The organism is Lysinibacillus sp. NPDC097214 (assembly GCF_050277945.1).
GTDB classification, from domain to species: domain Bacteria; phylum Bacillota; class Bacilli; order Bacillales_A; family Planococcaceae; genus Lysinibacillus; species Lysinibacillus xylanilyticus_B.
The window spans coordinates 67,111-83,151 of sequence record NZ_JBNNSS010000014.1 but is presented as its reverse complement, the minus strand read 5'-3'; the positions used below and the strand labels follow the sequence as shown (position 1 = coordinate 83,151).

13 protein-coding genes are annotated in these 16,041 nt (G+C 38.6%); all 13 read left to right on the top strand.

What is annotated here, in order from left to right; genetic code table 11:
• The first annotated feature begins 73 nt into the window (after window positions 1-73).
• The 13 genes from ACQKMI_RS22310 (at window position 74) to ACQKMI_RS22250 (ending at window position 15,756) form a co-directional block, all read left to right on the top strand.
• Complete coding sequence (locus ACQKMI_RS22310; protein ID WP_427492492.1) at window positions 74-1,795, top strand: adenine deaminase C-terminal domain-containing protein; 1,722 nt, start codon at window positions 74-76, stop codon at window positions 1,793-1,795.
• A gap of 64 nt (window positions 1,796-1,859) precedes the next feature.
• On the top strand, window positions 1,860-2,921 hold the full coding sequence (locus tag ACQKMI_RS22305) for a DUF3048 domain-containing protein (protein WP_427492491.1): 1,062 nt from the start codon (window positions 1,860-1,862) through the stop codon (window positions 2,919-2,921).
• A gap of 15 nt (window positions 2,922-2,936) precedes the next feature.
• Window positions 2,937-3,257 (top strand): YerC/YecD family TrpR-related protein, encoded by a 321-nt coding sequence (locus tag ACQKMI_RS22300; protein WP_427492489.1) that lies wholly within the window; start codon window positions 2,937-2,939, stop codon window positions 3,255-3,257.
• 110 nt (window positions 3,258-3,367) lie between these two features.
• A complete protein-coding gene (locus ACQKMI_RS22295) occupies window positions 3,368-4,057 on the top strand; it encodes a heptaprenylglyceryl phosphate synthase (RefSeq protein ID WP_427492487.1) in 690 nt (229 codons plus the stop codon).
• 32 nt (window positions 4,058-4,089) lie between these two features.
• Window positions 4,090-6,342, top strand: a complete 2,253-nt coding sequence (gene pcrA / locus ACQKMI_RS22290; protein WP_427492485.1) for a DNA helicase PcrA — start codon at window positions 4,090-4,092, stop codon at window positions 6,340-6,342.
• Between the two features lie 14 nt (window positions 6,343-6,356).
• Window positions 6,357-8,363 carry an NAD-dependent DNA ligase LigA gene (gene ligA, locus ACQKMI_RS22285; RefSeq protein ID WP_427492483.1) on the top strand — a complete coding sequence of 669 codons (2,007 nt, stop codon included), beginning with the start codon at window positions 6,357-6,359 and terminating at the stop codon, window positions 8,361-8,363.
• 271 nt (window positions 8,364-8,634) lie between these two features.
• Window positions 8,635-9,768, top strand: a complete 1,134-nt coding sequence (locus ACQKMI_RS22280; protein WP_427492481.1) for a CamS family sex pheromone protein — start codon at window positions 8,635-8,637, stop codon at window positions 9,766-9,768.
• 79 nt (window positions 9,769-9,847) lie between these two features.
• Window positions 9,848-10,264 carry a hypothetical protein gene (locus ACQKMI_RS22275; protein WP_427492479.1) on the top strand — a complete coding sequence of 139 codons (417 nt, stop codon included), beginning with the start codon at window positions 9,848-9,850 and terminating at the stop codon, window positions 10,262-10,264.
• 247 nt (window positions 10,265-10,511) lie between these two features.
• Complete coding sequence (gatC, locus tag ACQKMI_RS22270) at window positions 10,512-10,799, top strand: Asp-tRNA(Asn)/Glu-tRNA(Gln) amidotransferase subunit GatC (protein WP_010857153.1); 288 nt, start codon at window positions 10,512-10,514, stop codon at window positions 10,797-10,799.
• A gap of 24 nt (window positions 10,800-10,823) precedes the next feature.
• Window positions 10,824-12,287 (top strand): Asp-tRNA(Asn)/Glu-tRNA(Gln) amidotransferase subunit GatA, encoded by a 1,464-nt coding sequence (gatA, locus tag ACQKMI_RS22265; RefSeq protein WP_323650883.1) that lies wholly within the window; start codon window positions 10,824-10,826, stop codon window positions 12,285-12,287.
• A 1-nt stretch (window position 12,288) separates the two neighbouring features.
• Entirely contained in the window at window positions 12,289-13,716 is a 1,428-nt protein-coding gene (gatB, locus tag ACQKMI_RS22260) for an Asp-tRNA(Asn)/Glu-tRNA(Gln) amidotransferase subunit GatB (RefSeq protein ID WP_427492477.1), read from the top strand.
• A gap of 437 nt (window positions 13,717-14,153) precedes the next feature.
• A complete protein-coding gene (locus ACQKMI_RS22255) occupies window positions 14,154-14,714 on the top strand; it encodes a thioredoxin family protein (protein ID WP_427492475.1) in 561 nt (186 codons plus the stop codon).
• A gap of 127 nt (window positions 14,715-14,841) precedes the next feature.
• Complete coding sequence (locus ACQKMI_RS22250) at window positions 14,842-15,756, top strand: diacylglycerol kinase (protein WP_427416286.1); 915 nt, start codon at window positions 14,842-14,844, stop codon at window positions 15,754-15,756.
• Window positions 15,757-16,041 lie beyond the last annotated feature (285 nt).

Here is a 16,041-nt window from a genome sequence, read left to right as displayed (position 1 = left end):
GCAGTAGTAGTATGTGATTTCAAGTAGGATTTACACAATGAAATTTTACGTAATTTAGGAAGGAGCGAATAGAATGGATCCAGTATGGAAAATTACAGAATTACGCCAACAATTAGCTGTAATTGATGGTAAAAAAGCACCTGATATTGTATTAAAAAATGCGCGTTATTTACATAGCATGCTCAAACAATGGGTAGTAGGGAACATTTGGATTTTAGGAGATCGTATTGTTTATGTTGGTGATAGAATGCCTCCGTTATTAGAAGGGACAGAGGTGGTCGATTGTACGAATAAAACAATTGTACCAGGATATATTGAGCCACATGTTCATCCGTTCCAGTTATACCATCCACAATCTTTTGCTGATTTTTGTGGACAGCTAGGCACTACAACTTTTATTTCAGATAATTTAAGCTTCGTTTTATCTTTAGAAAATAAGAAAGCGTTTTCAATTTTGGATGATTTGAAAAAACTACCGTTTTCATTTTATTGGTGGACTCGTTTTGATTCGCAAACTGAAATGGAGCAGGAGGAAGAGATTTTTTCTAATACGTCCATTTTAGAATGGCTAGAACGAGATGACGTTTTACTTGGAGGAGAATTAACGGGCTGGCCAAGGTTGTTACATGGAGATGACCAAATGCTTTATCGCATGCAAATGGCTAAGGGCTACGGAAAAAAAATTGAAGGGCACTTCCCTGGTGCATCAGAACGCACTTTAGCACGTATGAAGCTACTTGGTGCAGATGGTGATCATGAAGCTATGACAGTGGAAGAGGTGGAGCGACGTATTATGCAAGGGTATGCTGTAACGCTGCGTCATTCTTCGATACGTCCAGACTTACCACATCTATTAAAAGGAATCGTCGAAAAAGAACTACCTATTTTTGATCATTTAATGATGACAACAGATGGGTCGACACCCTCTTTTCATGACGATGGTGTGATGGATAAATGTATTCAAGTAGCCTTAGATGCAGGTGTAGCACCAATCGATGCTTATCAAATGGCTTCTTATAATGTGGCGCGTTATTATAATATGTCCAGCTTACATGGCTTTATCGCAACTGGTCGATTTGCTTCCCTTAATATTTTACAAGATGAATGGCACCCGGTTCCTGAGAGTGTACTATCGAAGGGTGTTTGGTTAAAACGTGATGGAGAGCAAGTGCAAAAACTTGCTGCAATTGATTATTCAGCGCTTCCTGCATTTGACTTAGATTTTTCTTTAACGTCTCATGATTTTCAATTCTCGATGCCGTTTGGAATTGAGTTAGTAAATGATGTTATTACCAAACCATATAACTCATTAATTACTAGAGAAGGGCAGCTTGCAGATCACGATGAATGTTATTTAATGCTTATTAATAGAGATGGCGATTGGCATGTTAACACGATGATTAAAGGTTTTGCTACTAGTGTTCAAGGCTTTGCTTCATCTTATTCGAATACAGGCGATATTTTGCTAATCGGAAAGAATAAAGATGATATGATTACAGCTTTTGAAGAAATGAAGGCAATGCGTGGTGGGATTGTACTTGCTGAAAAGGGTGAAGTAATTGCATCTATTCCATTAACTATTGGTGGTCTTTTGCATGATGGGGATGTTAAGGCGCTATCAGAAAAAGAGAAGGTCTTAAAACAAGCATTAGCAGAACGTGGTTACCACTTAGGAGACGCAATTTATTCTTTATTATTTTTACAATCTACACATTTACCATATATCAGGATAACACCAAAAGGGATTTTTGATGTTATGAAGAATAAGTTATTATTACCAGCAGTGATGCGTTAGTTGAAGCTTCCTTATGGTATAGCCACAACAATTACAGTTAGATGGAATTGATTAAAGGAGAGTAATGCTTGTGTTCAAATCAAAGAAACTAATTATCGCAATGGCTTTTAGTACTTTGTTGATAGGAGGATGTTCTAAAAACTCGTCGGAAGTAAAGGAAGACGATACGAACAAGGTTGATGAAGAAACAGCTATTGAAGAGCCTACTCAAGAGGGGACTGAGGTTGCTCCGTTAACAGGTGAAGCTGTGAAGGAAGAAATTACGCAACGCCCAATTATAGTTACAATTAATAATCATCAGAAAGCACGTCCGCAATCAGGAATTGAAGCGGCGGATATTATTTATGAAATGCTCGCTGAAGGCGATGTTACGCGTTTATTGGCAGTGTATCAAAGTGAACTGCCAGAAACTGTAGGGCCAGTTCGTAGTGCTCGATCTTATTTTATTGATCTTGCAAAAGGCTTTGATGCATTTTATGTAGCGCATGGCTATAGCCCTGAGGCAAAATCGATGCTTTCTAATAATGTAGTCGACAATATAAATGGCATGGAGTATGATGGTACACTTTTTAAACGCTCAAAAGATCGTGTTGCTCCACATAACTCGTATATTACGTCTGAAAATATAGTAAATGGAGCGAAAAAAGTGGGCGCTTCAATGAGTTACCGTGAAAAAGTAAATCAGGCTTTTTATGAACCCGATGAACGTGGTAAAATAGGCATTGAAACAAGTCGAGTTGACATTAACTACGGAAATAGTGAGTATTTCCATAATTCGTATTTGTATGATCATCAAAGTAATCGTTATGGACGACAATCGGCTGGCGTTGACACAAAGGATATGTTAACTGGCGACACGTTATCAATTGCAAATGTTCTATTTTTTGAAATGAAACATCGAACGATTGATAATGAGGGGCGACAAGAAATTGATTTAACTTCTGGTGGAAATGCGTATGTATTTCAAAATGGCTATATGAGAGAAGTCAAATGGGCTAATATTGATGGAATACCAATGGCTGTAGAAGAGTCTGGGGAGCTTGTGAAGCTAGTGCCAGGGAAGTCTTGGGTTCATTTTGTACCAACCTCACCAGGATTAAAAGCAATGGTGAAAACGCAGCCTTAAAGGGAGGAAGATTGCATGCAAATCGAAAAAATTCGAGGGCATCAAACAGATCAATTATTTAAAGCAGTGTTAGAGCTGAAAGACATCGAAGAATGCTATAAGTTTTTTGATGATTTATGTACGATTAGTGAAATTCAATCGCTGGCACAACGCTTTGAGGTTGCGCATTTACTACGTTTAAAGAAAACCTATGAATCCATTAAAAAGGAAACAGGAGCAAGTACAGCAACTATTTCGCGTGTACGCCGTTGCTTTGACTATGGGAATGATACGTATGATGAAATGTTAGGTCGTCTGTATCCAGATGAAAAGTCATTTCAAGCACCAAAAGAATAGTAGGTAAAGAGGCTGGGTAGAGGTTCTGCTCAGTCTTTTTCATTTTTTTGTAGACAGTCATAAGCTATACTTGTAAACAAATAGATAGAAAATGATAGGTGGTAAAATAGATGGATTATTTAGAATGGAGACATGTGTTCAAGCTGGACCCAGCTAAAGATATTTCAGATGAGGCACTAGAAAGAATTTGTGAATCAGGTACAGATGTTATTATAGTTGGCGGAACAGACGGTATAACTTTAGATGGTGTATTAGATTTGCTTGTTCGTGTAAGACGCTTTGAAGTACCAATAGCGCTTGAGATCTCTAATATTGACTCGGTAACACCAGGTTATGACTATTATTTCATTCCAACCGTGTTAAATAGTGATGATCCAAAGTGGATTAAAAATCTACACCATGAAGCTATTAAGGAATATGGAGATATTATGGTGTGGGATGAATTAGTCGCTGAAGGTTATTGTATTTTAAACCCGAGTTGTAAAGTAGCGGAAGTAACGAATGCGAAAACCGATTTATCCATAGATGATGTTGTTGCTTACGCACGTATGGCTGAAAATTTCTTTAGACTACCTGTATTTTATGTAGAGTATAGCGGTACTTATGGAGATATTGAGGTTGTAAGTGCTGTTAAAAATGAACTGAAAAATACTCGACTGTTTTACGGTGGCGGCATTACATCTGCTAACCAAGCAGCAGAAATGGCAAAATATGCAGATACAGTAGTAGTTGGTAATATTATTTACCAAGATTTAAAAGCTGCACTTGCGACTGTTAAGGCTGTAAAAAATAATATATAATCTAAGAACAAATGTTTGTAAGGCGGTGCGAAATGGAGCAGTTAACGAAAAACTTATTAGCAGGTATGAACCTTGAGCAGGAAAATGCGGTCAAAACAACTGAAGGACCGCTTCTAATTATGGCGGGTGCTGGATCAGGGAAAACACGTGTATTGACACATCGTATTGCATACCTAATCATTGAAAAAGAGGTATATCCGTCAAAGATTTTAGCAATCACATTTACAAATAAAGCTGCACGTGAAATGCGAGAGCGTATAGATGGCATTCTCGGTAACGGAACTGGCGATAGTATGTGGGTATCGACTTTCCACTCTATGTGTGTGCGAATTTTACGACGCAATATTGATCAGCTAGGGATATCACGTAACTTTTCAATTTTAGATTCGACTGATCAGCTATCAGTTGTTAAAAATGTTATGAAGGATGAAAATATTGACACGAAGCGTTTTGAACCGCGTGCGATTTTAAATGCGATTAGTTCTGCAAAAAACGAATGTATAGCTGCAGACGATTATGCAGGTCAAATCAATGAAAATAATCCTTACGAAAAAACGATTGCCCGGGTTTATAAAGGTTATGAAAAAAGACTACGCCGCAATCAATCACTCGATTTTGATGATTTAATTATGACAACTATTACATTATTCAAGCGTGTGCCAGAAGTGCTTGAATACTATCAAAATAAATTCCAATATATCCATGTAGATGAATATCAAGATACGAATAAATCTCAATATTTACTTGTTCAGATGCTTGCCAAGAAATTTAAAAATATTTGTGTTGTAGGTGATTCAGACCAATCGATTTATCGTTGGCGTGGTGCGGACATTGGCAATATTCTTTCATTCGAAAAGGATTATCCAAGTGCAAAGGTCATTATGCTTGAGCAAAATTATCGTTCAACAAAACGCATCCTACAAGCAGCAAATGACGTCATTCAAAATAATACAACACGTTATCCAAAGGAACTGCGTACAGAAAATGCAGAGGGTGAAAAAATCGTATTGTACAAAGCGTATAACGAACAAGAGGAAGCACAATTCGTTGTACAAACAATCCAACAGCATATTCAAAAAGAAAATCGTTCATTTGATGACTTTGCGATACTCTATCGTACAAATGCTCAGTCTCGTGTAATGGAGGAAGTGCTTGTTAAGTCTAATATGTCCTATCAAATAGTTGGTGGTACTAAGTTCTATGATCGTAAAGAGATTAAGGATTTACTTGCCTACTTGCGTCTTATTGCCAACAATGATGATGATTTATCACTAGCACGTATTATCAATGAGCCAAAGCGTAGTATAGGTGCAACTTCCTTTGAAAAAATGGCGCGCTATGCGATTGATCAAGAGCGCTCTATTTTTGATGCCATGAATGATCTTGTGTTCATGGGGCTTACAGGGAAGGCTGCTAATTCAGCTGAGCAATTTTATGCGATGATTAAAGGCTTTACAGAGATGCAAGAGTATTTATCGGTGACAGAAATTGTAGAGCAGGTCATTGACAAATCTGGTTATCGTGCAATGCTACAAAACGAAAAGACGATTGAAGCAGAAAGCCGCTTAGAAAATATTGAAGAGTTTTTATCAGTAACAAAGGCTTTTGAAGAGCGTAGTGAGGACAAGAGCTTAGTTGCCTTTTTAACAGATTTAGCGCTAATTGCAGATATTGATGCACTTGATAAAGATGATGCATCGAAGGGCAACATTATTTTAATGACGATGCATGCCGCAAAGGGCTTAGAATTCCCGATCGTTTTTATCATCGGAATGGAGGAAAATATCTTCCCGCATTCTCGTTCACTTGATGATATGGATGAAATGGAGGAAGAACGTCGTTTAGCCTACGTAGGTATAACTCGTGCAGAGGAACGTTTATATTTAACGAGTGCACAAAGTCGTACGATTTTTGGTCGTTCTAGCTATAACAATGTCTCACGTTTCTTAGGAGAAATTTCGGAGGATATTACACAATCGGTTTCCAAAGGTGGTGCGAAGCCTGAAGTTCCGTTTGCCTCTAGCAATCGTTCAACAGGTGGCTATCAAAAACGTACACTTGGAGCAATTCAGAAAACGCAGCCTGCAACAACTCGTTTACAAACAACTGGTGGAGACCAATTTGGCTGGAAGGCTGGAGACAAAGCAATCCATAAAAAATGGGGAACAGGTATGGTTGTTAGTGTAAAAGGTGAGGGTGATAGTACAGAGCTAGATATTGCATTTCCGCAGCCTATTGGTATTAAGCGATTACTAGCACAATTTGCACCTATTGAAAAAGGGTAACCGGGGGAACTTAAATGAACGAAATTGAACAGCGCGTTGTTGAATTAAATAAATTGTTACATGAATACGGTCATGCCTATTATGTGTTGGATAAACCTGTCGTAGCAGATAGTGTTTATGATCAATTATTACATGAACTTATTGCATTAGAGGAAGCGAATCCGTCACTCATTTATCCAGATTCACCGACACAGCGTGTTGGTGGAGCAGTGGTAGAAGGCTTTAAAAAAGTGACTCACGATTACCCTATGCTAAGTCTATCAAACGCTTTTAATGAAGAAGACTTACGTGAATTTGACCGTAAAGTGCGTCAAGCAATCGGTGATAAATTTTCCTATGTTTGCGAGCTGAAAATTGATGGTCTTGCCATTTCTTTAAAATACGAAAACGGCGTTTTTGTACAAGGAGCAACACGAGGAGACGGTGTTGTAGGGGAAGATATTACAGCAAATTTAAAAACGATTCGAGCAATACCACTTCGATTGAAGGAACCAATTACAATTGAAGTACGTGGTGAGGCGTATATGCCTAAAAAATCATTTGAAAATTTGAATTCCCTACGTGCTGATAATGGAGAAGAATTATTTGCTAACCCGAGAAATGCGGCTGCAGGCTCTTTACGCCAATTAGATCCTAAAATAGCAGCGAGTCGTCAACTATCGACCTTTATTTATGCAATTGGGGGAGATGGCGAGGCATATGGTATTGACGGTCATGCAGAGATGCTTGATTATTTAGAGGGACTAGGTTGCCCATCAAACAAAGAGCGTCAACGCTGCTCAACAATTGAAGAGGTACTAGCCTTTATAGAAAAATGGACTGAAAACCGCCCGAATTTAGCCTATGAAATTGACGGCATTGTTATTAAGGTGGATCGCTATGCTCAGCAGGATGAGCTAGGTTATACAGCAAAGAGTCCACGTTGGGCAATTGCATATAAATTCCCTGCTGAGGAAGTAGTTACAACATTACTTGATATTGATTTAACGGTTGGGCGTACAGGGGTTGTTACACCAACTGCTATTTTATCGCCTGTTCAAGTGGCAGGTACAACGGTTCAACGTGCATCATTACACAATGAGGATTTAATTAGAGATAAAGATATTCGTCTAGGAGATACAGTCATTATCCGAAAAGCCGGAGACATTATCCCACAAGTTGTAGGTGTAATACTGGAGCATCGCCCTGAGGACTCAGTTCCGTATGTAATGCCTGAAAACTGTCCTGTTTGTGATAGCGAACTTATTCGTATTGAAGGAGAAGTGGCCTTACGTTGTGTAAATCCTGCATGTTTTGCACAAATTGCGGAGAGCATTAAATATTTTGTCTCGCGTAATGCGATGAATATCGACGGTCTTGGTGATAAGGTCGTTGAGCAATTATTACGTGCAGATTTAATTCATGATGTCTCTGATTTATATCATTTAACTGAAGCAAAGCTTGTCGAGCTTGAGCGTATGGGAGAAAAATCAGCGGCGAATTTAGTCAATGCTATCCAGGCTTCCAAAGAAAATTCGATGGAACGTTTACTAATTGGATTAGGGATACGACATGTTGGTGAAAAGGCAGCGAAAATTGTTTCAGAGGAGTTTGGAACAATGGAAGCGGTGATGGCAGCAACAGAGGAGCAACTCGTGGCGATACATGAAATTGGCGATAAAATGGCTTCATCACTTGTCGAGTATTTTTCAAATGAAGATGCATGTGCAGTCATCGGGCGCCTTGCTGAAGTAGGCGTCAATATGACGTATAAAGGTAAAAAGGTAGAGGTAGCTGTAGGGGATAATCCTTTTGCAGGTAAAACTATCGTATTAACTGGTAAACTTGAGCAATTGACACGTAACGAAGCAAAGGCGAAAATAGAAGAGTTAGGTGGTATTGTTACAGGCAGTGTCAGCAAAAAAACAGACCTTGTCATAGCAGGAGCTGATGCGGGTTCTAAACTAACAAAAGCTGAACAGTTAGGTATTGAAGTTTGGAATGAAGAAAGCCTGATCGAACAATTTAACCTTGTCCAATAATGGATACTATCAGGTTCATCACCAAAAGTTGAGGATGACATTTATTAAAATGCATACCTTATATAAATAGATCTTCGTTACGACTGGGCGACTCCTTGGGGCTCATTGGACGCCCCCAGGAAAGCGCCCAGTCGGAACGGAAATCAATCATACGTTATGGTGATGATCTAAATATTATAGTAAAGTAAGATGAATTGTCCGTCCTTTCCACAGGTAGGTATGAACAATTCGTCAAGCAAAATTTGAACATCAGTAAAGGAGTACTAAAATAATGAAGTCATTTCGACTCATTCCAGCAATTGTCGCCGCTGCAATGCTAGTCGGCTGTGTACCTTCTAATAAGAAGGAGACAGAGCTAACACAGGAGACGCAACAGGAAAAAGCGGAAACAACAATTATTCCAAGCTTACAGATTGATGACTCATATTATAGAACGCTAATACCTTATAAAGAAAGTGCTAGCAGGGGATTAGTAGTTTCAAATATGTATACAAAATATGATGTAAAGGAAGTTGAAACAGGTTTAATGCGTCTGTCTCAAAATGAGTTTGACACAGAAAACTACTTCTTCCAAGAGGGTCAATATTTAGCGGAAAGCACAGTAACAGATTGGCTTTCACGTAGTTCACAAAAGAAGGATGGTTTAAATCCTCCAACGACGGAATCAATGACGCCAGAAGAACGTGCAATAAAGGCCCCAATCTATTTAGCGCATATTGTTGAGCAAAATTATTTAACAAAAACTAGTGATAACAAAGTGAAATTAGGCGGTATTTCGATAGGACTTGCTTTAAACACTATTTATTACTATCAAAAAGAAAAGTATGGGGAATACTATGAGGAACCAATTTCGGAGGCAACACTGATTGAGCAAGGGAAGAAGATGGCCGCAGAAATTGTGTCCCGCCTAAGAGCCCAAGATGAATTGAAAGATGTACCGATTGTAGTAGGCTTATTTAAGCAAAAAGCACGCAATGACATTATTCCAGGAACGTATTTTAACTATGGTGTAGCCAAAGCTGGGCAAAACGACATAGCTGATTGGAAAGCTATGGATGAAGAATATGTACTGTTCCCAACGAGTGAATCACAGGATGTATACCGAGATGTTAGCAATAACTTTAAGAATTTTAAACAAGATGTAGATAAATATTTTTCAAACTATACTAGTGTGATAGGAACAGGCTTTTACAAAGACAAAAAAATTCAAAAGCTATCGATTGAAGTACCCATCCAATTCTTTAGCAAGCTTGAAATTACAGGCTTTACTCAATATTTAACAGGTGTTCTGATTAATCAATTTGATAACATCAATGTTGAAGTAAGTATCACCTCCATTAACGGTCCAGAGGCATTAATCGTCAAGAATGCCAACGAAAAAGAACCATACGTCCATGTCTATTAAAATATAGTCAGCCTTGTGCTGACTATATTTTTTTTATGGGAGGAAAATGAGATTAAGAGCGACGGAAAGCCTGGTCGAAGTGACGGATAGAAAAGTGAAAGCGACGAAAAGAATCCTTGTATCGACGGAAAGAGCGATCGAAACGACGGAAAGAAAAAGAGCGACGGAAAGCCCGGGCGAAGTGACGAATAGAAAAGCAAAAGCGACGGGAAGCCTCCTTGTATCGACGGAAAGAGCGGTCGAAACGACGGAAAGAAAAAGAGCGACGGAAAGCCCGGGTGAAGTGACGGATAGAAAAGCAAAAGCGACGGAAAGCCTCCTTGTATCGACGGAAAGAGCGATCGAAACGACGGAAAGAAAAAGAGCGACAGAAAGCCCGGGCGAAGTGACGGATAGAAAAGCAAAAGCGAAGGAAAGAATCCTTGTATCGACGGAAAAAATGATCGAAACGACGGAAAGCCTTCACGAAGTCAAACGGAAAGCCTCCTCAAAATGACGGATAGATAAGAGCGCACAGCAACGCAATCGATGCCTCGCTCACAAAAGGAAAGTCTTATGAAGGACTTCTAAAAACAGTCCCTAAAGACGACACTTCGTCATAGTAGTGAAAGTTTCTTTATTTTTGGTGAAAGTTGTGATTTTTAATATGAAAAATGTTATGATTATTTGCATGGTTAACTTTATTCAACCCTATTGTTATCGACAAAAGCGATGAATTGAATGAGTATTCGGAGGTGTGAAAAATGGCGAAATTAACAAAAGAAGAAGTTAAGCACGTGGCAAATTTGGCACGTCTTGCAATTACGGAAGAGGAAGCAGAGAAATTTGCTGAACAACTTGGTAAAATTACAGACTTCGCAGAGCAACTAAACGAGTTAGACACAACAAATGTTGAACCAACAACTCACGTTTTACCACTAGTAAACGTAATGCGTGAAGATGTGGCAACAAAAGGCTTAGACCGTGAAGTAATGATGTTAAACGTAAAAGAACAAGAAGATGGTCAAGTAAAAGTACCAGCTATCATGTAATACTAAAACATAGGAGGATTCCTCATGACGTTATTTGAACGTTCAGCAAAGGAGCTACAAGCTGATATTAAAGCGGGTAACCTAACAATCGCTGATTTAACAAAAGAAGCATACGAACGTGTGGCGAAGCTTGACGGCGATGTACAAGCTTTCCTTGCTTCAAACGAAGAAAAAGCAACTGCACAAGCAGCTGAAATGGATAAAGTGCCATTTGAAGAGCGCGGACCACTTTTCGGTCTTCCTATCGGTGTTAAAGACAACATCGTGACAGAAGGCTTAGAAACAACTTGTGCTTCTAAAATTTTAGAAGGCTTTATGCCAATTTACGATGCAACAGTAGTTAAAAAGCTACGTGATGCAGGTATGGTCACTATCGGTAAATTAAACATGGACGAGTTTGCAATGGGTTCTTCAAATGAAAACTCATACTATAAAACAACAAAAAATCCATGGAACTTAAACCACGTACCAGGTGGATCTTCAGGTGCGTCTGCAGCAGCAGTAGCAGCAGGTGAAGTACCATTCTCACTTGGTTCTGATACAGGTGGTTCAATCCGTCAACCAGCTGCTTATTGCGGTGTTGTAGGGATGAAGCCTACATATGGTCGTGTATCACGTTTTGGTCTAGTTGCATTTGCATCTTCTTTAGATCAAATCGGACCAATTACACGTAATGTTGAAGATAACGCTCTTTTACTTGAAGCAATCGCAGGATTAGATGCAAACGATTCAACTTCTGCAGACGTAGAAGTACCAAACTACGCGGCAGCACTTACAGGTGACGTAAAAGGCTTACGTATCGCTGTGCCAAAAGAATTTCTTGGTGAAGGTGTTGGCGAGGCAGCACGTCAATCAGTGCTTGATGCATTAGAAGTATTAAAAGGCTTAGGTGCTACAGTAGAAGAAGTATCACTTCCTCACTCGAAATATGCACTAGCAGCGTACTATATTCTTTCTTCTTCTGAAGCGTCTTCTAACCTTTCTCGTTTTGATGGTATCCGTTATGGTTTCCGTGCAGAAAATGTTAATAATTTGATGGACCTTTATAAAGAAACACGTGCACAAGGCTTTGGTGATGAAGTAAAACGTCGTATCATGCTTGGTACTTACTCGCTAAGTGCAGGTACGTATGATGCTTACTACAAAAAAGCTCAACAAGCACGTACACTTATCAAAGCAGACTATGACAAAGTATTTGAAGACTTTGACGTAATCATTGGACCAACTTCTCCTACACCAGCATTTAAAATTGGTGAAAACGTCGATGATCCAATGACGATGTATGCGAACGATATTTTAACGATTCCTATGAACTTAGCTGGTGTGCCAGCCATCTCGATCCCATGCGGTATTGAAAATGGTCTACCTCTAGGTTTACAAATTATCGGTAAATATTTCGATGAAGCAACAATTTACCGTGTAGCTCATGCTTTTGAACAAGCAACGGAGTTCCATAAACAAGTTCCTCAAATTTGGGAGGGAAAATAACATGAACTTTGAAACAGTCATTGGTTTAGAAGTACACGTTGAGTTAAAAACGAACTCAAAAATCTTCTCACCAGCACCAGCTCATTTCGGTGCTGAACCAAATACAAATACTACAGTTATCGACCTAGGCTATCCTGGTGTCCTTCCTGTACTTAATAAAAATGTTGTAGATTTCGCAATGCGTGCAGCACTTGCACTTAACATGGAAATCGAACAAGAAACAAAATTTGACCGTAAAAACTACTTCTATCCAGATAATCCGAAAGCTTATCAAATTTCTCAATTCGATAAACCAATCGGTAAAAATGGCTGGGTTGATATCGAAGTAGATGGTTACACAAAACGTATTGGTATTACACGTCTTCATATGGAAGAAGATGCTGGTAAACTGTCTCACAGTGGCGACCACTCTTTAGTTGACTTTAACCGTCAAGGTACACCACTTGTAGAAATCGTTTCTGAGCCGGATATTCGCACGCCAAACGAAGCGTATGCGTATCTTGAAAAAATAAAATCAATCATCCAATACTCAGATGTTTCAGACTGTAAAATGGAAGAAGGTTCACTTCGTTGTGACGCCAACATTTCACTTCGTCCATATGGTCAAGAAGAATTTGGTACAAAGACAGAGCTTAAAAACCTTAACTCTTTCAACTATGTTCGCCGTGGTTTAGAGCATGAGGAATTACGTCAAGCTGATGTTCTTCTTTCAGGTGGGGAAATTGAGCAAGAAACTCGTCGTTTCGATGAAAAAACAGGTAAAACAATTCTTATGCGTGTGAAAGAAGGAACAGACGATTATCGTTACTTCCCAGAGCCAGACTTAGTTCGTCTATCAATCGATGATGAGTGGTTAGAACGAGTAAAATCAGAAATCCCAGAGCTTCCAGATGCTCGTAAAAAACGCTATGTTGAAGAATTAGGGTTAACACCATATGATGCAGGAGTTCTTGTTATTTCAAAAGAAATCTCAGACTTCTTCGAGGCAATGATCGTAAATGGTGCGGATGCAAAGCTTTCAGCAAACTGGCTTATGGGTGATGTTTCTGCATACCTAAATGCAGAACAAAAAGACCTTAAAGATACTGCATTAACACCAGAAAACCTTGCGGAAATGGTGAAATTAATCACTGACGGTACAATTTCTTCTAAAATCGGTAAAAAAGTATTTGCTGAATTAGTAGAAAAAGGCGGTTCTGCAGGAGAAATCGTTAAAGCAAAAGGTTTAGTTCAAATTTCTGATGAAGGTGCATTACTTGCTATCGTTACAGAAGTTCTAGACAACAATGCACAATCAATCGAAGACTTCAAAAACGGTAAGGATCGCGCTATCGGCTTCTTAGTTGGTCAAATTATGAAAGCCACTAAAGGTCAAGCGAACCCACCAATGGTCAATAAATTATTACAACAAGAAATTGCAAAACGTTAATTGCAATTGCAATATAGAGGGCCAAGAGAGCAAATTTGTTTTCTTGGCTTTTTATTTTGAAAATTAATACATACTAAAGATTCTTTAGGGGCATCTATAACAAGATAAATGCCTATTACCAGTAAAGTATCAACAGGCAGTCAATATCAGGTGCGTTTAGGAAGTTACATATGGTTCCTTTATTTGATGCCAATTTATAAAAAATGGCTAGTCACCAAAAATCGGAGATGATTTTTGATAAAATGTATGTCATTTGAATAAATGGATTGAAGTAGAGGCTGGGCGATTCCAGGAAAGGTTCGGCAGGAACGGAAATAAACTCGATTTTATGGAGATAAGAACTAAAAAATACCAAATTAGCACTTTATAGTTGTCTAAATGGAGTATTCATAGCAAAATATAGAATAGAACATGATAAAACTTTAGGAGGTCTATCAATGAAAACTGAACAACAATATTTCAATGATGCGATTTCAATTCAACAATATATGGATAATATGAAGACGTTAAAAGAGGAAAGCTTCCGTATTTATGATGGTTTCGAAGTGCCAGTAAACGATGGCTTTATCGAAATGCTGAAGAGCAAGCAACCAAAAATTTTAACAATTACTGAGGACTGGTGCGGGGACGCAATGTTAAACAATCCAATCATTCGCCGAGTTGCAGAGGCAGCAGGATTAGATATGCGCGCAGTACTACGTGATGCCGATACAGATTTGATTGATCGTTATTTAACAAACGGTGGCCGTGCAATTCCGGTTTATGTTTTATTAGATGATGCTGGTCAGGTTGTTGGAAAATGGGGACCACGAGCACCAGAATTACAGGATCTAGTAGTAAGTAAACGAGCTAATTTACCTGATAAAGAAGATCCGACATTTGATGATGCACAAAAAGCGCTATATGCAGAAATTCGTGAAGAGAATATAACGAATAAATCATATTGGACATATGTTTACGAGGATTTTAAAAAGCAAGTAACAGCTGCATTGCAATAATTGTAAATCACAAGGCTGCATGTCAGAAAAAAGAGGACATGCCTTGCTTTTGTTTACTTCAATGCAACATTTAAACGTATAATTCGTTGAAAAGAAATAGAATCTTATGAAGCAAAGAAGGTATGTTATGAAACGAGCAAGAATCATTTATAATCCTACATCTGGGCGTGAAGTGTTTAAAAAGCATCTACCAGAAGTATTGGCAAAATTAGAGGTAGCAGGCTATGAAACATCTTGTCACGCAACAACCTGTGAAGGCGATGCAACCATTGCTGCAAAAAATGCAGTAGAACGTGGCTTTGATATAATTATTGCAGTTGGTGGAGATGGCACATTAAATGAAGTTGTTGCAGGTGTAAGTCCATTTGAGAACCGGCCGAAAGTGGGTCTAATTCCGATGGGCACAACGAATGACTTTGCCCGTGCCGTGCAGATTCCTCGAAATATTGAAGCTGCCGTTGACATTATTATTAAAGGTGAATCGTTGCCGGTAGATGTTGGTTTATTAAATGGGGAACGCTATTTCATCAATATTGCTGCTGGCGGACGGATTACAGAATTAACTTATGAAGTGCCAAGTAAAATGAAAACAATGCTAGGACAGTTAGCTTATTACTTAAAAGCAGTGGAAATGATCCCATCGATTAAAGCTTCTCACATGCGTATTGAATATGATGGTGAAGTGTTTGATGGGGATGCTATGATGTTTTTATGTGGCTTAACAAATTCAGTAGGAGGCTTTGAAAAGCTTGCACCAGACGCAAGTATAAATGATGGCTACTTTACTTTAATCGTATTGAAAAAAGTAAACCTACCTGAATTTATTCAGCTTGCTGCGATGGCATTAAGAGGCGAGCATTTAAATGATGATCGTGTAATTTATAAAAAGGCAAGTGTCGTCAAAGTATCTACTGAAGATGAAATTCATTTAAACTTAGATGGTGAATATGGTGGGGACGCGCCTGCAACATTTGAAAACTTGAAGCGTCATATTGAAATTTTTGTTCCACTAGCAGATATTCGTGAGGAAGACCGTATGTAATAAACATAACAAGGGTTCTATTCAAGTTAAGAGAACCTTTCGTTATGGATATTAATGGATTAAATACCACATACATGCATATTTACATCCTTTAATTGGTATTGTGAATGAATTAAGAAAAATGTTTGGCAAATGTGCGTATATTACTTGAACAAAATTTGAAACCTTTATAATAGGCCGAAATTCCGGTCCATTATAAAGGTTTTTTTCGTTGCAATAGTGGAAAATGAGGGTATGGATAAGGGAAAGGAAGTGTTGCCTTTGTATAAGTCACAGGAAAGAAAG

What these genes read in the sequence shown, in the direction of transcription:
- ACQKMI_RS22310 (WP_427492492.1), top strand. Translation starts at nt 74, where the DNA reads ATGGATCCAGTATGGAAAATTACAGAATTACGCCAACAATTAGCTGTA.
- ACQKMI_RS22305 (WP_427492491.1), top strand. Translation starts at nt 1,860, where the DNA reads ATGCTTGTGTTCAAATCAAAGAAACTAATTATCGCAATGGCTTTTAGT.
- ACQKMI_RS22300 (WP_427492489.1), top strand. Translation starts at nt 2,937, where the DNA reads ATGCAAATCGAAAAAATTCGAGGGCATCAAACAGATCAATTATTTAAA.
- ACQKMI_RS22295 (WP_427492487.1), top strand. Translation starts at nt 3,368, where the DNA reads ATGGATTATTTAGAATGGAGACATGTGTTCAAGCTGGACCCAGCTAAA.
- pcrA (WP_427492485.1), top strand. Translation starts at nt 4,090, where the DNA reads ATGGAGCAGTTAACGAAAAACTTATTAGCAGGTATGAACCTTGAGCAG.
- ligA (WP_427492483.1), top strand. Translation starts at nt 6,357, where the DNA reads ATGAACGAAATTGAACAGCGCGTTGTTGAATTAAATAAATTGTTACAT.
- ACQKMI_RS22280 (WP_427492481.1), top strand. Translation starts at nt 8,635, where the DNA reads ATGAAGTCATTTCGACTCATTCCAGCAATTGTCGCCGCTGCAATGCTA.
- gatC (WP_010857153.1), top strand. Translation starts at nt 10,512, where the DNA reads ATGGCGAAATTAACAAAAGAAGAAGTTAAGCACGTGGCAAATTTGGCA.
- gatA (WP_323650883.1), top strand. Translation starts at nt 10,824, where the DNA reads ATGACGTTATTTGAACGTTCAGCAAAGGAGCTACAAGCTGATATTAAA.
- gatB (WP_427492477.1), top strand. Translation starts at nt 12,289, where the DNA reads ATGAACTTTGAAACAGTCATTGGTTTAGAAGTACACGTTGAGTTAAAA.
- ACQKMI_RS22255 (WP_427492475.1), top strand. Translation starts at nt 14,154, where the DNA reads ATGAAAACTGAACAACAATATTTCAATGATGCGATTTCAATTCAACAA.
- ACQKMI_RS22250 (WP_427416286.1), top strand. Translation starts at nt 14,842, where the DNA reads ATGAAACGAGCAAGAATCATTTATAATCCTACATCTGGGCGTGAAGTG.